Source organism: Mycobacterium sp. 852002-51163_SCH5372311, assembly GCF_001667115.1.
In the GTDB taxonomy this organism is placed as follows: domain Bacteria; phylum Actinomycetota; class Actinomycetes; order Mycobacteriales; family Mycobacteriaceae; genus Mycobacterium.
This window is the reverse complement of record NZ_LZIJ01000201.1, coordinates 35,055-58,901: the sequence shown is the minus strand read 5'-3', so window position 1 is coordinate 58,901 and position 23,847 is coordinate 35,055. Positions and strand designations below refer to the sequence as shown.

Genomic DNA, 23,847 nt, shown 5'->3' with positions numbered 1-23,847 from the left:
CCACACCTAGACCAGGGACAGCCCAGAACCAACGCGTTCCACCACCCAGAACGATTCCTACACAACGACGACGACGACCCCGTTTGACGCCACGACAACACCCGTACCTCGAGCCGTGGCCCGTGACCTATGCCGCGTCATCCCACAATGGGCTGCTGGTCAGCACGTCAGCGCCGTCTTCGGTGATGTGGATGGTGTCTCGGCGAAGGACTGCGCCGACGCCTTCCTCCCACACGTAGGCCGTGATCGCCAGTACCATCCCCGGCTCAAGGTGCTCGTGTTCATCTGCGGCAGAGAGCATCTCAGAAACCACGGGCGGATCGAACCCGAGCCCCAGTCCGTACGCCACCGGCATGGGCGGAATGGGCTCACCGGCCGCTTCGTAGGCGCCGAGCAGCTCGGCGGTGGAGGCGCTGGGCCGACAGGCCTTAATCAGCCTGTCGTACAACGTATTCGAGCGCTCAAAGAGCACGCGCGCTTCAGGCCCTGTCTCGCCCACCGGCCAGGTACGGCCCACCTCGCCGACGTATCCGCCGGCCAATGCGCCGGCGGCGAATGCGACAAGGTCGCCTTTCCGGACTGCGCCGTGCGGGCGCGCACGCTGCCACGGATGTTCACGGGAGGTCACCCACGCCGAGTCTTGGGTCGCAGGTGTGCTCACCCCGCCCGCCGCCATAGCTTCCAGCACAGCACCTACCAGGTTCTGCTCGGACAGCCCGGCCCGTAGTTCGGCTACCCCCGCCGCAAGTCCGCCTTCGGCAATTCGCAGTGCCATACCCATGGCCGCGATCTCGTCGGGCGTCTTGATGCGTCGCGCCGCTCGCATGGCCGGCTCTCCGTCCACCAGCTCGGCGTTGGGAAACGCGTCGGGCAGCAGTACGGCGAAAGTCGGTGTGATCGCATCGGTTCCGACCCTGCGCGCCGTATCCGCCCCGTCGATCTTCTTCAAAATGTCGATCAGGGTCAGCGGATTCCAGGTCAATCCGTAAAGGTGATCGTGGCCGATTTCCTCAGGGACGCCTTCGTCGTCGGTCGTGTTGAGGTAGATGTCGCCGGTGGCGCGCACCACGACACAGACCGGGCCGAATGGTCGGGTCCCGGCGATCCACAGCTGCGGGGCGCCGGTGACATAGCGGACGTTGGCTTGCCGCCCGAGCACCAGGATGTCGAGGTGGTGCGCCTGCATTTGGGCCAGTGCGCGTTCTCGGCGCCCGACCCGCAATTGCCGGGCGTCGGGCACCACCTCAGTTGTCATTGGGCTCAGTCACCGTAGGGGGAGTAGGGGTAGTCGGTAATCGGCGTGTAGCCGTCTTCAGTGATCACCACGATCTCCTCGCTGCGGTAGCCGCCGGTACCGTCCTCCCACACCACGGGTTCCAGAACCAGGACCATGCCGGGCGGAAAGACGAAGTTGTCGTCGAACTGTTCACCCAGATCGGTTCCGATCATTGGGGTTTCGGCGGGATAGGTCCCGATGCCATGGCCCAGATAGAAGTGCGGCAGCCATGGTTTTCGGCCACCGTAGGCGGCGATCGCCGCGCGGGCCAGATCTCCTGAAGTGGCGCCGGCCCTGGTTACCGCGAGCACCGCGTCCAAAACGGAACGCCACTGCCGGAACTGGTCCTGCTGCGCTGCCGTGGGTCGCGCGCCGACCAACCAGGTGCGGCCGAAATCCGAACAGTATCCGGCGTAGCTGAAGCTGATGTCGGTCCAGAGCACGTCGCCGGCTGCCAGTTCACGATCGGTGGGCAATAGCGGAAGCGCCAGATCGCCGTGGGTAGTCCACACACCGGCCTCGCGTGAGGCGGGCATCACCTGCCAGATCGCCTCCAGCATGTTGGCGGTAGCACCCAGCTCGAACGCGCGGCGCACCAGCGCGGCGGAAAGATCGATCTGCCGCACGCCCGGCGCCAGCGCTTGCTGGACATCGGCCATGGCCTGTTCGGTAATCCGGGACGCCCGGCGAATGCACGAGACCTCGTCGCGGGTCTTGACCAGCTGCGCTGCGCCGACCACGACGGCTGCGTCCGACGGCGGGCCCGACGGAAACAGCGTCGCCGCCGAGCGGCGCATCGCACCGGTCAGTTCGTCGACGGCGACTGCCGAACCCGGTGGAATCAGCCCAGCCAGTACAGAAGCGAAATAGGCTACACCGTAGTCGAATTCGAGATACACCGGGTCGTGCAGATGGTCAGCCGGAACCGGCGGCTCCGATGCAGCGCCACTGCGAAAAGGGAGGAACAGATGCGGATGCACATCCTCGGCCAGAACGACCGCCACCGGGCGTTCCACGTGCGACAGACCGGCGTCCAGCAGCGGCCAACTGACCCCGGTTGCGTATTGGACATGGCCGTTCATCAAAAGGATCAGCGCGTCGACGCCGTATTTGGCCATCGCGGACCGCAGCCGCGCCCCCGTCTCGGAACGCATGCGCGCCCAGTCCGGTTCGTCGGGAATGTCGAGGACCGTGCCGCTGGCAGTAAGGGTGTGGGGCATCGGGGTCCTTCTAGATAGCTGAGAAGTATCGAACGTTACCCTGCGCCAGCTTGTCCGCCGAGCCTGCGGTAATGGCGGCGAGCCTGCGGCCAGTGCGGAGATTTCGTAAATTTGCACACCCTGGTCGCAGGGTCAAGCTAGATGTCAAACCGGCGCTCACACCGACGACGTAAGCGCGTCGAATATCAGCGTCCCGTAGGTCGCCATCCGGTCCGAGCCCAGGATTCCAGGACCCATCTTGTTCATGACGTAGGAGATGGTGGTGCGGCGGTCCGGGCACATCACCACCATCGAGCCGCCCCAGCCACCCCAGAAGCAGATCTTTTCGTCCGGAACATAGGGGAGGGCCTTGTTCTTCGCCAGGGCATAACCGATGCCCCACCGGACGGGGGCGGGCAGGACGAGGTCGACACCGTTGGCCTGCTCCTCGAAGATCAGCTCGACGGTCTCAGGCTTGAGCAGCTCAACCCCACGCGTCGTGCCGCCCAACGAAACTGCCGACAAGATCGTCGCCAAAGAACGCGCGTTGCCGTGGCCGTTGAGTGCGCCCATATCGGCTTCGCGCCAGGCCGGTGTGTTGGCGGCGTCGGCGTTAGGTGGGGGTCCGCTGAAGGTTTTGCGCATCGGGCTGTCTTCGGGGAGCATCTCCAGCGGCAAGTCCAGCGGTGGCGGCGGCACTATTTCGGCGATCCGGCCGTAATCCGCGGGCCTGGCACCGATTTGGAAGTCGGCGCCCAGCGGGCCGGCGATTTCGTCTCGGACGAACTCCCTGAGCGAGCGCCCGGTGGCCCGCCGCATCACCTCGCCGATGAGGTGGCCCTGGTTGTGCGCGTGATAGCCCGACGCGGTTCCCGGCTCCCACCACGGAGCTTGGGCGGCCAGCGCCGCCGTGGACTTGTCCCAGTCGTACATGTCTTCGGTGGTGAACGGCGCCTCCCAGCCGGAAACACCTGACGTATGCGATAGCACGTGGCGAAACGTGATGTCCTGCTTGCCGTTTGCCGCGAATTCCGGCCAATAGCGAGCGACCGGCGCGTTCAGTTCCACCAGACCGCGGTCGACGAGCATCAGGCCGGCCAGACTGGTGACCGTCTTCGTCGAGGACCACACATTGACGATGGTGTCCTTGTTCCAGGGCCGTGTACGCGCGAAGTCCGTGCAACCACTCCACATATCGACGACAGTTTCACCGTCGATGTCAATCGCGATGCATGCGCCAACCTCTTCGCCGGAGGCGATGTTGTCCCCCAGCGCGGCGCGGACGTTGTCGAACGTGCTGTCACAGTGGCCGTGCACGACGTCGTCCATGTCGACTCCGTTTCGTTGAGGGCCGCTCAGCCGCCGAGCCCCTTCTTGACGGCCGCGTCCTGCTTCTGACCGACGTCGTTGACAAAGTCCGGCGGCGCCAGCGAGTCGACGGGACCATCGAATTGCAGTGTGACGAACGCCTTCCCCTCGGTGAACATCAGTATCGTCACACCCTTGGAGTGGTCCAGTGCGTTACCCGTTAACGTTGTGCCGCCGGTACCGATGTTGGCCGTTTGCGTTCCCGGGTGTTTCAAGGTGTTGGTCTGCGCGCCCTTCGCCGCATTCAGTGCATTCGTAGCGGCGGCGCCGTCCGCCAGCACCTGGATCGTGTCGTGAATGACGTGGACGCCGTCCTGTGTGCTGAACGTCGTCGCGACACCCGGTTGGCCATTGGGATTGTTGGTCGGCTGGCCGGCCGTGAACGGTTCCGGCGCGACGATATCGGTGGCCTGGATCAACAATTTGGCGTAATCGGACGGCTTACCTGCCACCGGCGATGTCGGCGCCGGGCCGCGGCTACCCGTGGCTGGCGTGGGCTTACTGCTGCAACCGTCCGCCATCAGCACCAGACTCACCGCTGTCAGGCCGGCGACCACCGTATGAGAGATTCTCATCGCATCGCACACTACCTCGCGTTGCGATGCACACGATAGGAGACCTGACATGGCGGGTTTGCTGGCCGGCCGGGCCGCGGTGGTGGTCGGCGGGAGTCGCGGCATCGGGCGCGCGGTCGCCGAATTACTCTGCGAACTCGGTGCCGGCGTCGTCGTCAATGGCCGCGATCCCGATGCCGTCGAGGAGACGATCGCAGCGATAAGCGCGGCAGGCGGGCGCGCCGCCGCAGTGCCCGGGGCGGCAGACGAGGAACGCAATGCCGCGGCGCTGATCGACGAATGTACCGGCAGGTTCGGGCGGCTCGACGCCTTGATCAACTGCGCGGGGATCGCCGAACCGCCCCGCTCCTCGATTCTGAACATCTCACCCGCGGAGTTCGATCGCCTGATGAGCGCCCATGTCGGCACGGTGTTCCACACCTGCCGGGTGGCCGCGCCGGTGATGGCCGACCAGGGCTATGGGTCGATCGTGAACACCAGCTCAGCGGCGTTTCTCGGCGACTATGGCGGCACCGGGTATCCGGCCGGCAAAGGCGCGGTCAACGGGCTGACGATGGCGATCGCCGCGGAACTGAAAGGCCATGGCGTGCGTGCAAACGTGGTGTGTCCCGGTGCGCGAACGCGGCTGTCGACCGGCTCGGAGTACGAGGAACACATCGAAGATCTGCACCGCCGTGGACTACTTGATGAAATCACCAGACAGGCCTCGCTGGATGCTGCTCCGGCTGCGTTCGTGGCCCCGCTTTACGCGTATCTTGCCGGCGACATGTCGGTTCGTGTGACCGGCCAGATCTTCGTTGCCGCAGGCGGTTTCGTCGGTCGCTTCGACCGGCCGACACCTCGGGTGCTGGGATATCGCGACCACCGCGGCTCCCTACCGTGGTCGGTTGAGGAGCTGCACAACATGATTGGCGGTTAGCCGCTCAGCTAGCCGGTGAGCGTGAAGATCAGCACCAGCGCGGCATAGGCGACAACCAGCGCCACGGCTCCGGCCACGCTGATACGTGCCAGTTCGCCATCGATGGGGTCGAGCCAGCGCCGAAACGGTAGCGAGGCTGCCGGAACGAGCACCCACTGCAGCAATGCGACGCTGATGACGTTGCCGATGAACACCGCCAGTGCCTGTCCGACGCCGGCGTGGCTCAACGCCGGCGCCAGCGACTTGGAAAGCAGAATCACTGTCGGGTACAGGCAGAGCACCACCAGCATCGCCGTCTTCCAGGCCGGCGTGATCCTGGTCTGTCCGTCGGCCACTCGAACCGTCGACCCGAACGGCGCGCTACGTGACAGCTCGGCGAAGTCTCGGGTCAGTTCGCGGCGCAACCGTGGCAGCGCCTCCCGACGCTCCCGCGAGCGGATCCACCCGGTCAGCTGACCCGCCGTCCGGAATCGGAGCACCGACATCCACTGGCCCGACGAATCTGCCGGAAACAGGGCTGTGCCTTCATATCCCGGAAAGCCGGAGCTGACCGTGGTGAGATCGCTTTGAGCCGAGACGAATTCGGCCTCTTTTTCGGGAGTCACGCTGTGCAGGAAGACGCCTGTGTTGGCCGGTGGCAGCTCCCCCCGCGCGAGAATCAGATCAGCGGCGGACCGCCAACAGCCCTGCGCTTGACCGTCGGAGAGCAGGGCTTGACGGTCATCGCTGTCGAGCCAGGCATCGAGCTGATCGGCGCTCTCGAAGGAGACCTCGACCGCCCAATCGAGCTGCCCGCTGCCCTGAACCGATCGGCGTGCGGATACGTGTCCAATGCAGTGACGCGCCGAAGCAAGGTATCCGGTCACCCACCGGTCGAAACGCTGCGGATCGGAGGGCGGATGGAAGATCGTGATCGCTGTGGCGCCGACAGTCATGTCAGTTGTCTACCATCCACGTTCAGCGCGCCCGCCGGCGAAGCGGTTGCCACAGCGCGGCGACCACTTCGGGTGCTGGTTGTCGGCGCCGCCGTAGCCGGAATCTCCGTGGCGCGGGGCCTGCTGCGCGACGGTCACGATGTCTCGGTCTTCGACCAGCGGTCGAACGTGCAGGCCGGCGGCGGTGCCGTGACCATCTGGTCCAACGGGGAGACGGTGTTGCGACAATTGGGCGTGGACATGGACGGGGCCGGTCAGCTGCTGTCCAGCGTTCGGGTGATGACGTCGGGAGGTCGCCGGCTCGCCACCGTGGACGTGACGGCGATGGAGAACCGGCTCGGAGCGCCGGTACGGATGGTGCCACGGCGCGTCCTGTTGCAGCGGCTGCTGGAAGGGTTTCCGGGAGAACGCATCCGATGCGGCTTTCGTGCGGTCGGAGTCACCACTTCGCGCGACGGGGTGCGAGTGGAATTCGAAGACGGCAGCACGGCCGAAGGCGATGTGCTGATCGGTGCCGACGGCCTGCACTCGACGATCCGCGGCGTGGTAGGTGCGCCGAACGCGAAGCCGACCGGCTGGTGCAGCTGGCAGGGGCTGGCTGAGTTCCCAAATCTCACCGACGAGCAAGTCGGCCTGATTGTGATCGGCGACCGGGGAAATCTCGGCCTCTGGCCCGCGGGCGAGCGCGAGCTGCAGTGGTGGTTCGATTTGCCGTGGACGTCCGACTTCGTCAGGCCGACCCGTCCGATCGACGTGATCCGGTCGAACTTCGCTGGTTGGACCGACTCAGTCGATCTACTACTCGCGAAGCTCAGCGACGACGACCTGGCCGCTTCGCCATTTCCGCATTTTCGGCATCCGATTCCCGCTCCGGGCCGCGGGGTGCTGACCTTGCTCGGTGATGCCGCCCATACGATGCCGCCGACCCTCGCGCAGGGCACGAATCAGGCGTTGCTCGACACGATGGTGTTGTGCAAGGCGCTTTCGGATTTCCGGCAAGGCATCAGGTTCGGTGATGTCCCGGGCGCGTTGCGCTGGTACGAGAAGACCAGGCGACGCAGGGTCGCAGCGGTGTCGCGGGTGGCGTCGCTTCAGGTCGCCCATGGCGAGTCTTTACTGCGCCCGGCTGCTTTGATCTCGGACCGGCTGCACACCTGGAGTCTGACCACGTTTCTGCGTTCCACCAGTCACCGTCGGCTGTCGGCGCGGATCAGCCGCGATCTAACGGGGGCGACCCATCCGATCCGGGCGCCGATCCACTCGGCACAGCGATGAACGATGCGGAATATCCGGTACGTGTGCGAGGCGATTTCGATGCGCCCTCGCGCTGGCTGTGGCTCGTCAAGTGGTGCGTCCTGGCCGTTCCGCATTACCCGATATTGATTGCGCTCTACCTGGTGTATCCGGTGCTGACAACCGTTGCGGGCGTCGCCATCTTGTGCACCGGACGGTACCCGCGCCCGATCTTCGACTTCAACGTCGGCGTGCTGCGCTGGTCCTGGCGCCTGATGAATTACCGCTTCCCGATGAACAGCACCGACAAGTACCCGCCTTTCACCCTGGCGCCCCGGCCCGACTACCCGGGCGATCTCGAAGTGGATTATCCGGAGCGGCTTACGAATTGGGCGGTGCTGGTGAAGTGGCTGCTGGCGCTGCCGCAGATATTGCTGTGCTGGGCAATGGAGCCGCTGCTGCAGGTGCTGGCCCCGATCACCGCGATGGCATTGTTGTTTACCGGAACGATCCCGCGCGGCATTTTCGAACTCCTCCTGGGCATCGTCCGCTGGCGGTACCGGGTTGCGGTGTATGTTTCGTTGATGCGGGACGAATATCCGCCATTCCGAATGGATCTCGGCTCGCAGCCAGCGGCGTCTAATCGACGCTGACGGCCTCGACGATGTTGAGTCGCGCCGCGCGCCGCGCGGGTGGCACCGAGCCGAGCAAGCTGATCGCCAAGGCGCCGATCGTGAAGACCAGCACCATCGCGCTCGGCCGGAAGCTGACTTGAAAGCTCATCATCTCGCCGCTGACGAGGCTGAACAGCCACTGGTCCGTCACGCCGAACACCAGCCCCAGCACGCCTCCGACGACACCGATCCCCAATGCCTCGACCAGGACCATTCGCAAGGTGAACCGGCGGCTGGATCCCATCGCGCGCAGCACACCGATTTCGCGGCGGCGTTCCAGCACCGACAGCGTCAGGGTGTTGAGCAGCGCCACCGCGGCCACCGCAACAACGATGATCCAGACGGCATTGGCGATGAACATGCTCTGCCGCATCGGCGCCTCGAGTCCGGCCAACGCGGCGCGACCGTCGTAGACGTAGTTCGACGCCGGAACCGCCCGGCGAACCTCATTCAGCAGGTGCCGCGGGTCGACGCCCGGAGCCGCCGAAACCTGCAATACGGTGGCCGCCGGACGGTCGAACCAGGTGCGCATTTGATCGAGGTTCATTCCTACCGTCCCGATGACCGTCGAGAAGTACGGCACCAGCGCCAACACGGGTGTCTCTTGCACGCCGCGCGGCGTCTCCATGCGCAATCGATCACCGGCCCGAACGTGTAGCGTCTTGCCCAGGTTCTGGGTCAGTACCACGCCCCGACCGTCGAGCAGCTCGGCGCGAACCCGGTTGTCGAGCGCGCGGAAAAGTGCGTCGGCGGTTCCCGCCGATAACCCGTCCAGCATCACCCGGGTGCCGCCGACCTCGGCGAACCCGTATGCGCCCTCGGTGACGTGCGCGACGCCCGGCACCGCGGCCACCTTTTCGGAAAGACCTTGCGGCAGAGTATCGGTGGGGTAGCTGTCGGGGGCGTTTGCGCTCACCCATACCGGGACCTCGGCGACCGATGAGAAGATGCCGCGCGCCGAGCGGATCATGTCGGTGTTGGTGCCGGTGATCGCGATGGTCGTGACGACCGCGATCAGCACCGTCATCACCGTCGCCCACACTCGTCGAGGCGCGCGCTCGATGGTCGCCGCCGCCAATGCCCCGAAGGATCCGAACATCCGGGCTGTCGCGGCGGTGGCCCGCACGATAGCCGCGGTGAGCGCGAAGCCGAGCGCCACTTGGGCACTGAACACGGCCGACATCGCGGCGAAGGCCACCACGCCGCGCTGGGTGACCACGATAAGCATCGAGGCCGCCAACACCGTGAGCGCGCCTATCCCGGTTGTTATCCGCAGCCACCGTGGCACCCGGTCGGCGGCTGAGACGCCGACCGGCGCCAACGCCTCGATCGGTGAGACCTTGTACACCTGCCGGGTGGCCATCGCCGACGCCGCCACGCTGGTGAGTGCGGTGGCCGCCAGCGCCGCCGGTATCGCGTAGACAGGCAGCCAGTATTCGACGCGGGCCTCCAGCCCTTGAGTCATCGCCGCGGGCAATCGGCCAATGGCTATGCGGCCCAGCAGGATTCCGGCGACCGACCCGATAGCTCCGCCGAAAAGTCCGAGCAGCGCCGCTTCGGCGAGCATGTCACGCACGATGGTGACGCGCCGGCCGCCGATCGCGCGCAGCATCGAGATGACCGGGCGGCGCTGGGTGATCGCCATCGTCATCGTGGTGTAGATCAGGAACGCGCCGACCATCAACGCAACCATCGCGCCCATCAGCGCCATGTAGTTCATCATCTTGACGCCGTCGCCGGCCCGGGTCGCCCGCATGCTGGGCTCGGCCACCACTGCCCGGCCGTTGACCGCGGCGGTGACGGCCTTGCGAACCTGGGCCGGATCGACGCCAGGCTTGAGGGTGATCAAAATGGAGTCGAGCTGACCGTGGCGCCCGGTGATGTTCTGCGCCAACGCAAGCGGGGCGAGAACATAGTGCCCGCCGTTGAGGTCGGCAAGCTGCTTACCGCCCAGCACCTCGATGACTGTCACCGTCTCCGAACCAAGTTGGAACGTACTGTTTTTCGCGTTTCCCACCGCCGGGCCGACGCGGACACCGTTGGGCGGATCCGATGAGCTTGTCAACCGGCCCGATACGGCGTCTTTGAGCGCGCCGCCCAGCGCGGCGATGCTCTGGTCCGCACCGAACAGCAGCACGTGACCGGACGCGGTGGGCGCCGATGTCCGGATCATCGGCGCCGCGACCGCGACGCCGGGGACCGCGGCCACGTCGACAGTTATGGTGTCGGGAAATCCCGCGTCGGTGATACCCGACACCTCCAGGGCTGCGATGCCGGCGACGCCGTCGGCCAACCGGTTCACCGATCCGGTGATCGACCCGAAGATGCCGAATATCGCGACCAGATACATTGCGGACACCGCCATCACGGCGATCGAGGCGATCGTGCGGCGGCGATGGACCGCGAGTTCGCGGACGCTGAACACTCGTAGCCGGCTGGCCGCGGCGGCTATCGCCGAGCCGGGTCTCAGCACGGGACCAGCAACGACTCGTCGGAACCGACTCTGCCGTCCTGCAGTGTGATAACCCGATCCGTCGCCTGTGCGGCCTCTGGGTTGTGGGTCACCATCACCACCAGCCGGCTGCGGCCTTCCTCGTGTGCAACTTCGGCCAGAAGTTCCAAAATCGAAGCGCCCGTGGCGGAATCAAGGTTCCCGGTCGGCTCGTCGGCGAGGATCAGCGACGGATCCATCATCAACGCACGCGCCACCGCGACTCGCTGCATCTGGCCGCCGGACATCTCCGATGGCCTATGCTCGGTCCGGTTGCCAAGGCCGACCCGCTCCAGCAACCGAACCGCGTCCGGCTTGGCCTTGCCCAGCCGCACACCGTCGAGCAGCTTCGGGACGGCCACGTTCTCCCACGCCGAGAGCGTCGGCAGCAGGTTGAAGAACTGGAAGACGAATCCCACCCGATGATGCCGAAACTCGGACTGCTGCCCATCGCCGAGGCGGCCGATTTCCCTGCCGTCGAAGGTGATCGACCCCGAATCGGGGGAGTCCAAGGCACCCAGCAGATGCAGTAATGTGCTCTTGCCTGCGCCCGACGGTCCGACTATCGACACGAACTGTCCGCCGTCGAGCCTCAGATTGACGTTGTCCAGTGCGCGGACCGACTGGCCGCCGACACGGTATTGGCGCACCACGTCGCGCAGTTCGACGGTCAGGCCGCGATCCGGCCCGTCCAAGGCAGCAAGTGCTTCGATAACCGCGCCGAGCAGATGCAACAGTGTGCTTCTACTCGCCCCGGAGTGTCCGACCGTCGACAAAACCTGCTCACCGTCGAGCTGCAGGTTCATGTTGTCCAGTGCGCGGACTGACTGGCCGTTAACCCGGCGCGGGCGCACCACATCGCGCAGTTCGGTGCTCAGGCCGCGATCCGGCCGATCCAAGGCAGCAAGTGCTTCGATCGAGGAAATCAACGAGCCCGAAGTGCCCATCGCATGACGGCCGTGACCCATGCGAAGTACACGAGCCCGACGCCCGAGCGGTTCAGCGCGACCGCCAAAGTGGCCGTCGAATGTGAGTTTGTGGCACGCCTGCAGTTGGTTACGCGTGCATCAACCTCCCACATTCGGCGCCAAGGTGCGGGTCAGTAGCCGGTGCTGGTGCCGAGGATTTCGACGGCCGCGTTGATGTTCGGGATGACACTCGCGCCGTATCGGGCGACGATCTGCCCGAGCGCTCGCGCGATGTGCGGACCCACATCCTCGGCGAGCAGGACGTCCTCGGCAATGACGATTCCGTTGATCAGGTGCGCCGCCAGCAGGCGGCCGTCGTGGCTGACCTCGTAACGCCAGTCACCGATCTGTATCCGCTCCGGTTGCGATCGCAGAAATCCGCGTCGCGCGGGCGTGTGCACCACGCCCGGAAGTCCCGCGAAGACCTTCACGACCATCGCGACTCCGCCCGGACCGGACAGCGCCGCGCCGACGATGCGACTCACCCGCTCGTGATCAAAGTCGACCATCAGCCGTCCATGGGCAGGACGAACGACGGCGTGATCGTTTCCCCGCTGCCGGTGCGGCGTACCGCGGTTCCCGCCGTGTAGAACTCCACCGTGTGCAGGCCCCAGGCGTAGTTGGAGATGGCGAAGTGCACGCCCACCACGCCGGTTGCGCCGTCGCGCTCCGCCTCGCTTTGCATGCGCGACATCGCAAGCTCACGCGCTTGGTAGTTGCCCTGCGTCCACTGCGGCATCTCCATGTTGCGGCCCATTTGTTTCAGCGTCTGCATGAACCCCTGCACTGCGATGTGAAATACGCAGTTGCCCATCACGAAAGCCACCGGTGCGAACCCGGATCGCAGTAGCGTCACCATGTCCTGACCGGATAAATGGCTGGAGAACGCCTGTCCGTTGGGGCGCCGGAATGCGCCCGGTTTTTCGGTGTAGCGCACCGCGGTGCCGACCGCCATGAACTCCAGATGCTCGCCACCCTCGCCGTGATGACGCCAGTTGAGGCGGACGCCGACGATCCCGTCCGCTTTGAGGGCGTCGGCTTCGGCCTGCATGCGCGCCATCGCGTTCCACCGCGCCCGATACGTGGCCTCGGTGAGGACACCCAACTCCTGCTGCTGCCGCATGCCGCTGAACTGGAAGCCGACGTGATAGACGGACACACCCATCACCAGTTCGATGGGTTCGAAACCGGCTCCGTGCAGTAATGCGAACTCGTTGATCGACAGGTCGGACGTCCATGACTTGGCGGCGTGCGACAAACGTTCACTGGCTACGGGATCGAGCTGGTTCGGTTCCATCGGCAAGGTCCCTTCTGTTTTGCGTCAGCGTACGACCCGGGAGCCGCAGGTGTCTGCCATATCCATGCGATTTTGGCCGGACAAGGGTAGCCCGGGAAACTGCGGATCCAGCCCTCTCAGTGTTCTTGTGGGACAGGGGACCTCAGGGTGTCAGCGTGATCGCCTGCTCAGGGCAGTTCTGTTCGCCGATGCGGGCATGCTGCTCGGCTGCACCGGAGACGTCCTCGACCAGCACGACCGAGTGTCCGATCTCGTCGGCATCGAAAACGTCGGGCGCCAACGTGTAGCAACGCCCGTGCCCGACACAGCGGTCCGGGTCGACCGAGACGTGAGTCATCGTGCTGGTGCTCCGAACACCAGCGGCAGCGCCTCAACCGATCGGAGCGCTGCGGTATAGATCAGTTGCGTGCCGGGCTTGATCTCGTAATCCGGTATGCGCCGGTGGAATTCGCGCAACGCCACGCGTAACTCCATGCGGGCCAGGTGGGATCCGAGACAGCGGTGCGGACCTCCGCCGAACGCACGGTGCCGGTTGGGGTTGCGGGTGAAGTCCACCAGCTCTGGCTCGGGGAATTCGGCCGGGTCCGTGTTGGCCGCGCCGAGCAGCGGACTGACCCGTTCGCCCTTGCTGATCGGGCACCCGCCCACCTCGACGTCCTGCATGGCGACGCGGGCCACCCCGGGCACCGGCGTCTCCCAACGCAACAACTCTTCGATCGCGTGCGGCAGGACGTCCGGCTGCTCGATGAGCTGATGGCGGTGGTCGGGATGTCGCGCCAGGTACACGAAGAAACAGTCGAGCGAGTCGGTGACCGTGTCCAGGCCGGCGATCAGAAACAGGAAGCAGATGTCGAGCAGCTCGTCGCGCGACAGTGGCCGGCCCTCGCTCTCCACGTTCGCGGCGATCATGGCGGAAAGCACGTCGTCGCGGGGGTTGGCGATGTGGTCGTCGATGGCGCGCTCGAAGTAGTCGTAGATCTGCTGCGCCACCGGAGCCGACGCGTTGTGGCGGCCGTCCCAGTCGGTGGCGCCCTCGGGCCGGATCACGCCGTCCTTCCACGCCAGGAACTTGTCCAGGTCGTCCAGCGGCAGGCCCAACAGCTGCAGGAACACCGTGCACGGCAGGGGAACCGCGAACTCGGCGTGAAAGTCGCACTCGCCCCGGTCGGCAAAGCCGTCGATCATCTGGTTCACCAGGTCGGTGACGAGCGGTTCACGCCGGGCCATCTCTCGCGGGGTGAACAGCGGGTCCAGGATGCGGCGGTACTTGGCATGCTCGGGCGGGTCCACTTGCAGCGGGATCAGCGGGCGCACGTTGCCGAGGTCGACGGCGTCCATGTTCGACGAGAACAGGTCGGTTCGCTTGAGCGCCATCTCGATGTCGGCAAGACGGCTGAGCACCACCGCCTGCGGCGCCCGAAATACCGGAGTCGACTCGCGCAGCGCCTTGTACATGGGTTGCGGCTCAGCGAGGCCCATCACTGCCTGGTCGACGAAACCTTCGGTGTCTGTCATGCAGCTAGCGTGACACCCGTGTCCGGCACTGGGCAATGCCTGCGGACGCCTTTATTGCAAAAATACCTAAGTTAAGCAAGTTATCGACCTGGGCTGGGGTCGTCTCCGGGGACCCGGTGTCGCAGCAGCGAGGCCGAGGAGCGGACTGCCCCCCGCACCGCGTAGACGGCCGCCACCACCGACAGCAAGATCAGCACGATGAACGTCGGCAGCCAGTTGGCGCGATCATGTTTGACGTTCCACCAGACGATGGTGAACAGCACAGTGCACAGAAAAAGCACCACGTCCCGCCAATTGCCGTGGTACGACGTGGCCGCCCTGCGCAGTGCACGTCCCCGGTCGGCGGCGTCGATCAGGTCGTCGACGCGGTCGTCGATGCTGCGCTGCAAGTTGGCGCGTCTTTCGATGGCGTCCGGAGGCAGCCGATCCAGCAGATCCATGTCCTGCTTGATCATTCCCCGGAAGTCGGGGCCCCTGAATTGCCCGGCCGCGAAGGCCAGCATGGCGCCACCGAAAACCGGTGCCGCACCCATCGCCGCCTGTCCAATACCGACCACGTCAGCTTCCTCCTTCGGGGATCTTCCTCAACATGCCACGGCGCGAGCAGACGCAAAAGCCCCCAATTCGAGTTGAATTCGGGTGCTTTCGCGTCTGCTCGTCCTTCTAGCCGAATTGGATGGGAAGTGTTGTGGGGCCGGAAAGTTCGGTCGGCAGCTTCCATGGCGCGGGGCCGGCGCGACGAGCGTTGGGCATGCGCCGCGTAATGACGCGCAGCGCCTCGACGAGTTCGACCCTGGCCAGATGGGCGCCCAGGCAGTAGTGAGCGCCGCCGCCAAGGGTCATGATGCCCGGACCTCCCTCGCGAGTGATGTCCAGACAGTCCGGATCATCGAACACGGCCTCGTCGCGGTTGGCGGACGCGGTATTGGCGATGACGTAGGTGCCCGAAGGGATCAGGGCATCGTCGAGCACGACGTCTTCGGTCGCGACGCGCAGCGCCGTATAGATGATCGGGGAGTGGCGGATGAGTTCCTCGACGGCTTGCGCCGCCAGCTCGGGGCGTCCGGCGAGCAATGCCCATTGGTCGGGGTGCTCGCAGAGCACTTGCACGGCGACGGCCAGCTGGTTTCGCGTGGTGTCGGTTCCGGCGTTGAGCAGAACCGCCACGAGACTGACGAGTTCGTCGTGGGTGAGCCGGTCTCCGTTATCCTCCGCGCGGATGAGCTCGGAGACGAGGTCGTCGGACAACGACCGGCGCCGCCGCTCGATCAAGTCCTCGACGTAGGCCTCGAGTTGTTCCCACGCGCGCAGGATCGCCGATTGCTCCTCGGCGACATGGACTCCGAACGCCTTGCTGATGTCGCCCGCCCACGTCGCGAACCGTTGCCAGTCCTCCCGCGGTGCTCCCAATAATTCACAGATGATCGGGACCGGGTACGGCTGGGCAATGTCGGCGACCATGTCGCAGTGCCCGGCCGCAGCGTGCTGGTCAACCAGCTCGCTGATGACGTCAGTGCACGCGGTGCGCATCCGCGCGGCGGCCCGCGGGGTGAAGGCTCGCGACACCAGGCGCCGCAATCGGAGGTGCTCGGCGCCGTTCAGGCTGATCAGCAGCTTGCATACCTTGTCCCACACCGGGCCGGAAGTGATGCCCTGCACCGCCAAGCCGATCCCTTGCGGCATGGCGAACCGGGGATCGCGCAGCATGGTGCGCACCAGCTTGTAGGTGAGCACTTCGGGTCCGTAGGGACCCAACGCGATGGGTGACCGGTGGCGGGCTTGCCGGATCAGTCGGTGGACCTCGTTGTGATCGCGGGACTCGTGATACGAGATGGATGGAAGTGCGAGATCGAAGACATTGGCAGTCGGGGTTTCTACGGTCATGGCCACCCTCCTCGGGTCGGATTGACTCGACTATCCGGCGATTGCGGCCAGGGACCATCGGCCAACGTGCCAATTTGCGCGACGCTCGAAACGCTCACGTAGGCATAGCGCGCAGCAAACTATTAAGCCATTTGGCTAATGTTTCTGCCGCGCATGTCACCGCATGCTGGCTAGCATGAGCACAACTGAGTGGAGTGACGTCGGTGTGAATGGGCTACCAACTGGAACTGTGACGTTGCTGCTGGCCGACGTCGAGGGTTCCACGCGGCTATGGGAAACCCAGCCCGAGGTGATGGCCGCCGCGGTGGCGCGCCTGGACCAGGCACTGTGCGAGGCGGTCGCTGCCCATGACGGCGTGCGTCCGGTCGAACAGGGTGAAGGCGACAGCTTTGTGATCGCGTTCGGGTGGGCATGCGACGCGGTGGCCTGCGCGCTGGATTTGCAGCGGGCACCGCTGGCCCCGATCCGGTTGCGTATCGGCATCCACACCGGCGACGTGCGGCTACGTGACGAGGGCAACTATGTCGGCCCGACGATCAATCGCACGGCGCGCCTGCGTGACCTGGCCCATGGCGGCCAGACCGTGCTCTCGGGTACGACGGACGACCTGGTCGCCGAATCGTTGCCCAAGGAATGTTGGGTGGCCGATCTCGGTGCCCACCCGCTTCGTGATCTGGCCCGGCCGCAGCGGGTGGTGCAACTTTGTCACCCGGACTTGCGCAATGACTTCCCGCCGTTGCGGACTGCGAACAGCGTTGCGGCGCATAATCTTCCGGCCCAGCTCACCAGCTTTATCGGGCGACGAGCCGAAATTGCCAGCGTACGAGGGGCATTGACGGCCAATCGGCTGGTCACCCTGACTGGTGCCGGAGGAGTGGGAAAAACCCGATTAGCCGTGCGGGTGGCCGCTGCGATGGCCGATGAGTTCAGCGAAGGCGTGTGGTACGTCGACTTGGCCCCGATAACGGCGGCCGAGGTGGTGCCGGTCACCGTCGCCCGCGCATTAGGCCTGCCCGACCAGCCCGGCCGCTCAACGATGGACACTTTGATCCGGTTTGTTCGCGATCGCCACATGTTGATCGTGCTGGACAATTGCGAGCATCTGCTGGATGCCAGCGCGAAGTTGCTCGCCGAGCTGCTGGGCGCGGCTCCCCGAGTAACCGTGTTGGCCACCAGCCGGGAACCGGTCAATATCACCGGCGAAGCGACCTGGCAGGTGCCGTCGCTGTCATTGGCCGACGAGGCCGTCGAGCTGTTCGCCGAACGTGCCCGCCTGGCCCGGCCCGACTTCGCCGTCACTGAGGACAATTCGGACGCAGTGGCCGAGATCTGCCGTCGCCTCGACGGCATGCCGCTGGCGATCGAGCTGGCCGCCGCACGGGTGCGGGCGTTGTCGCTGACCGAGATCGTCGACAGTCTGCACGACCGTTTCCGATTGCTGACTGGCGGCTCCCGCACCGCGGTGCGTCGTCAACAGACGCTGCGCGCTTCGGTGGACTGGTCGCACGCACTGCTGACCGAGACCGAACGCATCCTGTTCCGACGTTTATCGGTGTTCTATGGCGGATTCGATTTGACTGCAGCGCAATTCGTGTGCGGCGAGGGTGACATCGAGCGTTATCAAGTGCTGGACCAGCTGACGTTGCTCGTCGACAAATCGCTGGTGGTCGCCGACGAGAGTAGCGGTCACACCCGCTACCGACTGCTTGAAACGGTGCGTCAGTATGCGTTGGAGAAACTCGGCGAGTCCGGCGAAGCGGATGTCGTGCGGTCGCGGCATTGTGATCACTACACATCGATTGCGGCGTTGCTTGATGCGCCTGCGCGCACCGATTATGAGCAGCGGCTCGAGCAGGCCGAAATCGAAATGGACAATCTGCGCAATGCCCTCGGCTGGAACCTGGAAAACCGTGACACCGAACGGGCTTTGGCACTGGCGTCGTCGCTGCAGCCGGTGTGGCTGTCCAGAGGCCGTATTCTCGAGGGCCAGGCGTGGTTCCACACCATATTGGCTGACTTCGACCAACCCGTCGACGTCGCACCTGCTGTGTATGCGCGTGCGCTTTGCGACGAATCCATCTTGAATGCGTTTGTCGGCGCTCGCATGAGCCGCGCACAACGCGCGGTAGAGATCGCCCGCGAACTTGATGACCCGGCGCTGCTCGCCCGGACGCTCTCCGCATGCGGCTTCATCGCTGGGACCCAGTACGACGAGAAGGCGGCGGCAGAGTATTACGCGGAGGCCGCCGAGCTGGCTCGGGCTTCCGATGACCTATGGCGGTTGAGCCAGATCCTTGCCTGGGAAGCCAACAGCCGTTTAAGCGCTGGTGATCCACGGGCCGCGGGCAGGGCAGGGCAGGAAGGACGCGATATCGCAGATGCCATCGGTGACCGGGCGAACTCGCGCCAGTCTCGCTTGGGAATCGGGTGGGCACTTCTCGTGCAGGGAAACGTCGCTGGAGCCATTTCCGAGTTCACTACGTTGGTAACCGACTGCGAGGAGGCTCACGACGAGGTCTTCAAACCGATCTTCATGATGGGATTGGGAATATCGCTTGCCTATCACGGTGAAGTGGAGGCTTCAGTCGCCGTCGCCGACGCGGCGCTGAAATGCTCGGCCGACCTTGGGGAGTACTTCCTTGGGATGGGCTATGCGCAGTTGTCCCAAGCCTGCCTGGCCGCAGGCGATATCGACGCAGCACACCATGCCGGCCAGGCCGCCTGGCAGGGTTTGCGCACCTTCCAGCACGAACTGTCGGATGTACAGCGTGCCTTCAACTCCATCGAAGTCGCTTTGGCGCGCGGTGAACTCGCCGAGGCCCGAGAGATGGCTGATACGGCCGTCGCAGTGGCGAAAGGGTGGCACAGAGTGGCGGTGCTCGCAGTTCGCGCCCGCATAGCGATTGCAGAAGGTTCGCCGACGGACGGCGAACGTGACACCCACGAGGCGCTGGACCTCGCAGCCGGCGAGGGCCTATACCTCCACATTCCCGACATCGTCGAATGTCTGGCCGGCCTGGCGACTAGAAATGGCAACCACCTGGAAGCGGCACGGCTCTTCGGTGCGGCGAATGCGCTCCGCCAGCGCATGGGCGTGGTGCGCTTCAAGATTCACGAGCCCGCGTACCAGGAGTCCGTAGCAGAGCTACGGAAGGCGATGGGCGACATGGCTTTTGACGCTGCCTGGGCTGAGGGGGAAGCGATGTCGCTCGAGGAGGCAATCGCCTACGCGCAGCGCGGGCGCGGACAACGCAAACGGCCCGCGACAGGCTGGGAATCGCTGACGCCGGCCGAACGTGATGTCGCCCGACTGGCCTGTGAAGGGCTGGCCAACAAGGAGATTGCAACGCGGCTCTTCGTGTCACCCCGCACCGTGCAAGCTCACCTTTCGCACATCTACACCAAGCTCGGTATCACCTCCCGCGTCCAGCTCGTCCGTGAAGCGGCGCAGTGGCGAGCAGACGCAGAGTCGCACGATTTCACGCCAAATCGTGCGACTCTGCGTCTGCTCGCGGGGGAATGCCGTCAGGCAACTGATGCACCGAGAATCAGGTTGACCGCCTCGGTCAGCTGGTCGGCGATCTCGTCGTAACTGACAAACCGGGCCGTCATGAGGGCGCCTGCAAACGTCATCTGCAGAGTGGACTTCACCGCACGTGACCATCCCGGGCCCAGGGCCGCGCCGATCCGCCTGGACACCTCTTCCGCGATCTGTTCCCGCAAGGGCTTGACCGCGGGGTCGTCAGCCATCAACGCCGCACCGCACGCGGTGATCAGCTCGGGCTCGTCAGCAACCACCACCGCCATGTCCCGCATGGTCGCAGTCACCCGCGTCTTCGTCGTGTCGTTGACATCGGTGTGCATCGGAAGATCCCGCAGGAAACGCAGGTACACCGCGGCGACCAGCGCGCTCTTGGACGGAAAGTAGGTGTACGCGCTGGCCGGCGACACGCCGGCACGGGCCGCCACCGCCCGCATCGTCAAGTTGGCGTAGGAAGATTCGCGCAGCTCCTCCAACCCGGCATCGAGAACCTTGCGGATCGTCTGCCCCGGCCTACGGTCCGACCGGCGAGCTATGCCCGGGTCACGGGCGACGGAAGCCGCGGCATATCTAGACATCCGTCCAGTATAGAAAAGTTCGCCACGCGGGACAAACCTGGCCAGAAATACGGCTTTGCGCCTGATTTACCCCATCGGTAAGCGGCTTTGCTGCCCGGACCAGGCTTGCCGGACCGCCATCAACGCGCTACCCTCGAGCACTAAATCCAGACAGATGTCCAGAAATTACGCATGTCGACAATTCCGCTATGGAGGACTGCAGTGACCACCGATCGTGTACTCGTCACCGGGGCATTCGGCCTCGTCGGCTCTGCGGTGGTAGCCGCGCTGGCCGACCAAGACCGTCGCGTTGTGGCGACCGACCTGGACATTCCCGCGAACCGCAAACGCGCACAAGCGCTTACCGCACGTCCCGGTGTCGAGGTGCGCTGGGCCGATCTGACGTCAAGCACCGACGTCACGACCCTGCTGGAAGCGGTTGCGCCGTCGGCGATCATCCATTTGGCGGCCATCATTCCGCCGTTCTGCTATGCCCGTCGCGAGCTCGCGCGGTCGGTCAACGTCGATGCCACCGCGGAGTTGGTCAAGGCCGCCTCGGCGCTGGCGAACCCGCCGCGCTTCGTGCACGCTTCGAGCGTCGCGGTGTACGGGGCGCGGAATCCCTACCGCACCGAGGGACTGTTGACGTCGTCGACACCGGTGCGACCCACCGAGCTCTACGGCGAACACAAGGCCCTGGCCGAACAGCACGTGACGACTTCGGATTTGGAGTGGGTGGTACTCCGGCTCGGAGCGGTGCTCAGCGCCGAACCGCGTTGGACCATCGACCGCGATCTGATTTTCTTCGAAGCGGTATTGCCGTCCGACGGGCGTATTCAGAGCGTCGACGTGCGTGATGTCGCTGCCGCGTTTTGCGCGGCGACGGTGACCGACCAGGTCCGAGAGGTCTTCCTGATCGGCGGCGATGAAACACACCGCATCACCCAGGCCGTCATCGGCGCCGAGTCTGCCGCCGCGATGGGACTCGTGGGCGGCTTGCCCCCGGGACGACCGGGCGATCCCGACGACGACCGGGCCTGGTATGCCACCGATTGGATGGACACCGAACGCTCGCAGAATGTCCTTGCCTTCCAGCATCATTCGCTCCCGGACCTGAATGCCGAGCTACGGGCGAAGGTCGGCTGGCGGCGCGTGCTAATGCGTCTGCTCGCACCTGCGGTGCGCTGGTATCTGAGACGGCATTCGCCGTATCGGGGAATTGCCGGCGACTATGCGGACCCCATGCAGGCGCTGAGCCGGCGATGGGGCGAACCGAAACCATCGCGGGACTCCGACGAACGGGTCCTGCAGCCTTAGGCTGTGTCGGGTGACCGACGAGGACCGGCGCCGCTGGGACGAGAAGTACGCGGACCGCGGACCGGCACCCGTCGGTGCGGTTGGTCCGCCGGCCGTCTTCGCCGCCTATGCGGACGTGTTTCCGGCCGCCGGACGGGGTCTCGACATCGCCTGCGGCCAGGGACTCGGCGCCGTCTGGCTCGCGCGCCGTGGGCTGACGGTGTTGGGACTGGACATCTCTGAGGTGGCCATCGTCCAGGCACGAGATCTGGCCCGGCGCAGTGGTGTTGGCGATCGCTGCCATTTCAAAACGTGGGACCTCGACGAGGGCCTGCCGGACGGTCCAACCGTCGACGTCGTTCTCGGCCACAAGTTCCGGGACCGCCGCCTCGACCGGGCGATCATCGAACGCCTGGCCCCTGGCGGCCTACTGGCGATCGCCTCGCTGAGCGAAATCGGCTCCACCGCAGGGCCATTCCGGGCCGAGCCCGGCGAGCTACCGGCCGCCTTCGGCGAACTCGACCTGATTGCTGCCGGGGAGGGCGAGGGCTACGCGTGGCTGCTGGCTCGCGCCTAGCTCTCCCGAGCGAGGCCGCCTAGCCGGGACTTCGCTGAGGGCGGCTGGAACGGCGACGACGTCTGATTTGCTGCGTCGGTGCGGCGGCGCGCTCCGACACCGCCGGTGTTGTTTCGACGCGATTCGTGTTCGCTGATCGCGTGCGGCTGCGACGGGGTCGGTGCACCACGGTGGTCGGTCGATGCTGTTGATGAGAACGCGACGAGACGGGGGCAGGCTGGTAGGGCGCGGTCTCACCGACAAGCGCCTGCACCGCTTCCGATTCTGCGCTGACGTGCTTGGGGGCGACCTTGACGCCGGCCTTGCGCATCAGCGCCTGGGTATGTTCGCGCTGCTCGGGCAGGACCACGGTGACGACATCGCCGGTGCTTCCTGCCCGTGCGGTGCGTCCGGACCGATGCAGATAGGATTTGTGCTCGCTGGGCGGGTCGATGTGCACGACCAGTTCAACGTCGTCGACGTGCACGCCGCGGGCGGCGATATCGGTTGCTACCAGTACCCGGGCACTACCCGCGGCGAACATCGCAAGGTTGCGTTCGCGTGCGGGTTGAGACAGATTTCCGTGCAAATCGACTGACCGAACTCCCGACTCGGTGAGCTGCTTGGCGAGTTTGCGCGCTTGATGCTTGGTGCGCAGGAACAGAATTCGGCGTCCAGACCCGGAGGCGAGGCGGTGCACCAATTCTTTCTTGGCCGCTGCGCTGGCGACATAGAAGACGTGGTGGGTCATCTCTGAAACGGGTGTGCTGACCTCATCGACGGAGTGCGACACCGCATTCCGGAGGAAACGCGTGACGAGCTTGTCGACACCGTTGTCCAGGGTCGCGGAGAACAGCAGCCGCTGGCCACCCTGAGGAGTGGCTGCCAGTATCCGGGTGACGCCGGGCAGGAAACCGAGGTCGGCCATGTGATCCGCCTCGTCGATCACCGTGATCTCCACCGCGTCGAGACTGATCAGACGCTGCTTCATCAGATCCTCGAGCCGGCCCGGACAGGCCACCACGATGTCGACGCCGGATTTGAGCGCGGCCACCTGACGGGTTTGCGATAAGCCACCGAAGATGGTGCTGACCCGCAGGTTGTAGGCGACTGCCAATGGCTCGAGTGTCGCTGTGATCTGCGTCGCCAGCTCACGGGTAGGCGCGAGCACCAAACCCGCAGGTCGCGACGGGCGCGCGCGTCCGGAAAGCCGGCTGATCAGCGGAATCGAAAATGCAAGTGTCTTCCCGCTGCCGGTCTTTCCACGGCCGAGTACGTCTCGGCCTGCGAGTGTATCGGGAAGGGTCTCGACCTGGATCGGAAATGGATGCGTCATGCCGCGGGCGGCGAGGGCACTTACGAGCGGTCTCGGCACGCCGAGATCGGCAAAGGTTTTGTCGGTAGTCACTTTCGGTGCCTTTCAGGCATCGGTGGTGCGTGGCCGAAGACGCGATCGTCGCGCGGCCCGCACAAGGTGGCGAGATTGCCGGAGGGCAAAATCGATCGCCGCGAGACAAGCTGGTGCGAGATGCACGGATCATCTGGACTCGGTGGCAACGCGAG

21 protein-coding genes are annotated in these 23,847 nt (G+C 65.3%); 6 read left to right on the top strand and 15 right to left on the bottom strand.

Annotation, left to right across the window (positions count from 1 at the left end; all coding sequences use genetic code 11):
• Positions 1 to 127: 127 nt before the first annotated feature.
• The 4 genes from A5791_RS25085 to A5791_RS25070 all read right to left on the bottom strand — a co-directional run bounded on the left by A5791_RS25085 (position 128) and on the right by A5791_RS25070 (position 4,418).
• On the bottom strand, positions 128 to 1,255 hold the full coding sequence (locus A5791_RS25085) for a Xaa-Pro peptidase family protein (RefSeq protein ID WP_067242880.1): 1,128 nt from the start codon (positions 1,253 to 1,255) through the stop codon (positions 128 to 130).
• A 5-nt stretch (positions 1,256 to 1,260) separates the two neighbouring features.
• On the bottom strand, positions 1,261 to 2,496 hold the full coding sequence (locus A5791_RS25080) for a Xaa-Pro peptidase family protein (protein ID WP_067242878.1): 1,236 nt from the start codon (positions 2,494 to 2,496) through the stop codon (positions 1,261 to 1,263).
• Positions 2,497 to 2,652: 156 nt separating this feature from the next.
• Positions 2,653 to 3,804 (bottom strand): serine hydrolase, encoded by a 1,152-nt coding sequence (locus tag A5791_RS25075; RefSeq protein WP_067242876.1) that lies wholly within the window; start codon positions 3,802 to 3,804, stop codon positions 2,653 to 2,655.
• Positions 3,805 to 3,830: 26 nt separating this feature from the next.
• Complete coding sequence (locus A5791_RS25070; protein ID WP_067242904.1) at positions 3,831 to 4,418, bottom strand: hypothetical protein; 588 nt, start codon at positions 4,416 to 4,418, stop codon at positions 3,831 to 3,833.
• Between the two features lie 49 nt (positions 4,419 to 4,467).
• On the opposite strand from A5791_RS25070, the gene A5791_RS25065 reads away from it, so the two are divergent.
• Positions 4,468 to 5,337, top strand: a complete 870-nt coding sequence (locus tag A5791_RS25065; RefSeq protein ID WP_067242873.1) for an SDR family NAD(P)-dependent oxidoreductase — start codon at positions 4,468 to 4,470, stop codon at positions 5,335 to 5,337.
• Positions 5,338 to 5,345: 8 nt separating this feature from the next.
• Here the strand turns inward: A5791_RS25065 and A5791_RS25060 are convergent, their stop codons facing one another.
• Positions 5,346 to 6,272, bottom strand: coding sequence for an antibiotic biosynthesis monooxygenase (locus tag A5791_RS25060; protein WP_156661602.1), 927 nt, complete (start codon positions 6,270 to 6,272; stop codon positions 5,346 to 5,348).
• 72 nt (positions 6,273 to 6,344) lie between these two features.
• Between A5791_RS25060 and A5791_RS25055 the strand changes: the two genes are divergently transcribed.
• Positions 6,345 to 7,547 carry an NAD(P)/FAD-dependent oxidoreductase gene (locus tag A5791_RS25055; protein WP_067242871.1) on the top strand — a complete coding sequence of 401 codons (1,203 nt, stop codon included), beginning with the start codon at positions 6,345 to 6,347 and terminating at the stop codon, positions 7,545 to 7,547.
• A gap of 23 nt (positions 7,548 to 7,570) precedes the next feature.
• Complete coding sequence (locus A5791_RS25050) at positions 7,571 to 8,158, top strand: DUF4389 domain-containing protein (protein WP_067242900.1); 588 nt, start codon at positions 7,571 to 7,573, stop codon at positions 8,156 to 8,158.
• Here the strand turns inward: A5791_RS25050 and A5791_RS25045 are convergent.
• From A5791_RS25045 to A5791_RS25010, 8 genes are all read right to left on the bottom strand, one after another.
• A complete protein-coding gene (locus A5791_RS25045; protein WP_067242898.1) occupies positions 8,145 to 10,649 on the bottom strand; it encodes an FtsX-like permease family protein in 2,505 nt (834 codons plus the stop codon). The two genes, A5791_RS25050 and A5791_RS25045, sit on opposite strands and share 14 nt — an antisense overlap.
• Positions 10,646 to 11,344: an ABC transporter ATP-binding protein gene (locus A5791_RS25040; RefSeq protein ID WP_067242896.1), complete on the bottom strand. Its 699-nt coding sequence runs from the start codon at positions 11,342 to 11,344 to the stop codon at positions 10,646 to 10,648. Before A5791_RS25040 ends, A5791_RS25045 begins: the two co-directional genes overlap by 4 nt.
• Before the next feature lie 425 nt (positions 11,345 to 11,769).
• Positions 11,770 to 12,147 carry a DUF5073 family protein gene (locus A5791_RS25035; RefSeq protein ID WP_067242863.1) on the bottom strand — a complete coding sequence of 126 codons (378 nt, stop codon included), beginning with the start codon at positions 12,145 to 12,147 and terminating at the stop codon, positions 11,770 to 11,772.
• Positions 12,147 to 12,935 carry a heavy metal-binding domain-containing protein gene (locus tag A5791_RS25030; protein WP_067242861.1) on the bottom strand — a complete coding sequence of 263 codons (789 nt, stop codon included), beginning with the start codon at positions 12,933 to 12,935 and terminating at the stop codon, positions 12,147 to 12,149. The genes A5791_RS25035 and A5791_RS25030 overlap by 1 nt, the downstream gene beginning before the upstream one ends.
• A 142-nt stretch (positions 12,936 to 13,077) precedes the next feature.
• Positions 13,078 to 13,272 carry a ferredoxin gene (locus A5791_RS25025; RefSeq protein WP_067242859.1) on the bottom strand — a complete coding sequence of 65 codons (195 nt, stop codon included), beginning with the start codon at positions 13,270 to 13,272 and terminating at the stop codon, positions 13,078 to 13,080.
• Positions 13,269 to 14,450, bottom strand: coding sequence for a cytochrome P450 (locus A5791_RS25020; RefSeq protein WP_067242857.1), 1,182 nt, complete (start codon positions 14,448 to 14,450; stop codon positions 13,269 to 13,271). Before A5791_RS25020 ends, A5791_RS25025 begins: the two co-directional genes overlap by 4 nt.
• Positions 14,451 to 14,530: 80 nt before the next feature.
• Positions 14,531 to 14,983 (bottom strand): hypothetical protein, encoded by a 453-nt coding sequence (locus A5791_RS25015; RefSeq protein ID WP_197504773.1) that lies wholly within the window; start codon positions 14,981 to 14,983, stop codon positions 14,531 to 14,533.
• A gap of 130 nt (positions 14,984 to 15,113) precedes the next feature.
• Entirely contained in the window at positions 15,114 to 16,334 is a 1,221-nt protein-coding gene (locus A5791_RS25010) for a cytochrome P450 (protein ID WP_067242894.1), read from the bottom strand.
• Between the two features lie 175 nt (positions 16,335 to 16,509).
• Here A5791_RS25010 and A5791_RS25005 point away from each other — a divergent pair, with 175 nt between their 5' ends.
• Positions 16,510 to 19,926, top strand: a complete 3,417-nt coding sequence (locus A5791_RS25005; RefSeq protein WP_082967130.1) for a LuxR C-terminal-related transcriptional regulator — start codon at positions 16,510 to 16,512, stop codon at positions 19,924 to 19,926.
• Here the strand turns inward: A5791_RS25005 and A5791_RS25000 are convergent.
• Entirely contained in the window at positions 19,860 to 20,453 is a 594-nt protein-coding gene (locus A5791_RS25000) for a TetR/AcrR family transcriptional regulator (RefSeq protein WP_067242849.1), read from the bottom strand. The two genes, A5791_RS25005 and A5791_RS25000, sit on opposite strands and share 67 nt — an antisense overlap.
• A gap of 171 nt (positions 20,454 to 20,624) precedes the next feature.
• Here A5791_RS25000 and A5791_RS24995 point away from each other — a divergent pair, with 171 nt between their 5' ends.
• Positions 20,625 to 21,749 carry an NAD(P)-dependent oxidoreductase gene (locus tag A5791_RS24995; RefSeq protein ID WP_067242847.1) on the top strand — a complete coding sequence of 375 codons (1,125 nt, stop codon included), beginning with the start codon at positions 20,625 to 20,627 and terminating at the stop codon, positions 21,747 to 21,749.
• 10 nt (positions 21,750 to 21,759) lie between these two features.
• Positions 21,760 to 22,305, top strand: coding sequence for a bifunctional 2-polyprenyl-6-hydroxyphenol methylase/3-demethylubiquinol 3-O-methyltransferase UbiG (locus A5791_RS24990; protein ID WP_067242845.1), 546 nt, complete (start codon positions 21,760 to 21,762; stop codon positions 22,303 to 22,305).
• A 19-nt stretch (positions 22,306 to 22,324) separates the two neighbouring features.
• Here the strand turns inward: A5791_RS24990 and A5791_RS24985 are convergent, their stop codons facing one another.
• Positions 22,325 to 23,692 carry a DEAD/DEAH box helicase gene (locus A5791_RS24985; RefSeq protein WP_067242843.1) on the bottom strand — a complete coding sequence of 456 codons (1,368 nt, stop codon included), beginning with the start codon at positions 23,690 to 23,692 and terminating at the stop codon, positions 22,325 to 22,327.
• Positions 23,693 to 23,847: the final 155 nt, after the last annotated feature.

What these genes read in the sequence shown, in the direction of transcription:
- A5791_RS25085 (WP_067242880.1), bottom strand. Translation starts at nt 1,255, where the DNA reads ATGACAACTGAGGTGGTGCCCGACGCCCGGCAATTGCGGGTCGGGCGC.
- A5791_RS25080 (WP_067242878.1), bottom strand. Translation starts at nt 2,496, where the DNA reads ATGCCCCACACCCTTACTGCCAGCGGCACGGTCCTCGACATTCCCGAC.
- A5791_RS25075 (WP_067242876.1), bottom strand. Translation starts at nt 3,804, where the DNA reads ATGGACGACGTCGTGCACGGCCACTGTGACAGCACGTTCGACAACGTC.
- A5791_RS25070 (WP_067242904.1), bottom strand. Translation starts at nt 4,418, where the DNA reads ATGAGAATCTCTCATACGGTGGTCGCCGGCCTGACAGCGGTGAGTCTG.
- A5791_RS25065 (WP_067242873.1), top strand. Translation starts at nt 4,468, where the DNA reads ATGGCGGGTTTGCTGGCCGGCCGGGCCGCGGTGGTGGTCGGCGGGAGT.
- A5791_RS25060 (WP_156661602.1), bottom strand. Translation starts at nt 6,272, where the DNA reads ATGACTGTCGGCGCCACAGCGATCACGATCTTCCATCCGCCCTCCGAT.
- A5791_RS25035 (WP_067242863.1), bottom strand. Translation starts at nt 12,147, where the DNA reads ATGGTCGACTTTGATCACGAGCGGGTGAGTCGCATCGTCGGCGCGGCG.
- A5791_RS25030 (WP_067242861.1), bottom strand. Translation starts at nt 12,935, where the DNA reads ATGGAACCGAACCAGCTCGATCCCGTAGCCAGTGAACGTTTGTCGCAC.
- A5791_RS25025 (WP_067242859.1), bottom strand. Translation starts at nt 13,272, where the DNA reads ATGACTCACGTCTCGGTCGACCCGGACCGCTGTGTCGGGCACGGGCGT.
- A5791_RS25020 (WP_067242857.1), bottom strand. Translation starts at nt 14,450, where the DNA reads ATGACAGACACCGAAGGTTTCGTCGACCAGGCAGTGATGGGCCTCGCT.
- A5791_RS25015 (WP_197504773.1), bottom strand. Translation starts at nt 14,983, where the DNA reads ATGGGTGCGGCACCGGTTTTCGGTGGCGCCATGCTGGCCTTCGCGGCC.
- A5791_RS25010 (WP_067242894.1), bottom strand. Translation starts at nt 16,334, where the DNA reads ATGACCGTAGAAACCCCGACTGCCAATGTCTTCGATCTCGCACTTCCA.
- A5791_RS25005 (WP_082967130.1), top strand. Translation starts at nt 16,510, where the DNA reads ATGAGCACAACTGAGTGGAGTGACGTCGGTGTGAATGGGCTACCAACT.
- A5791_RS25000 (WP_067242849.1), bottom strand. Translation starts at nt 20,453, where the DNA reads ATGTCTAGATATGCCGCGGCTTCCGTCGCCCGTGACCCGGGCATAGCT.
- A5791_RS24995 (WP_067242847.1), top strand. Translation starts at nt 20,625, where the DNA reads ATGTCGACAATTCCGCTATGGAGGACTGCAGTGACCACCGATCGTGTA.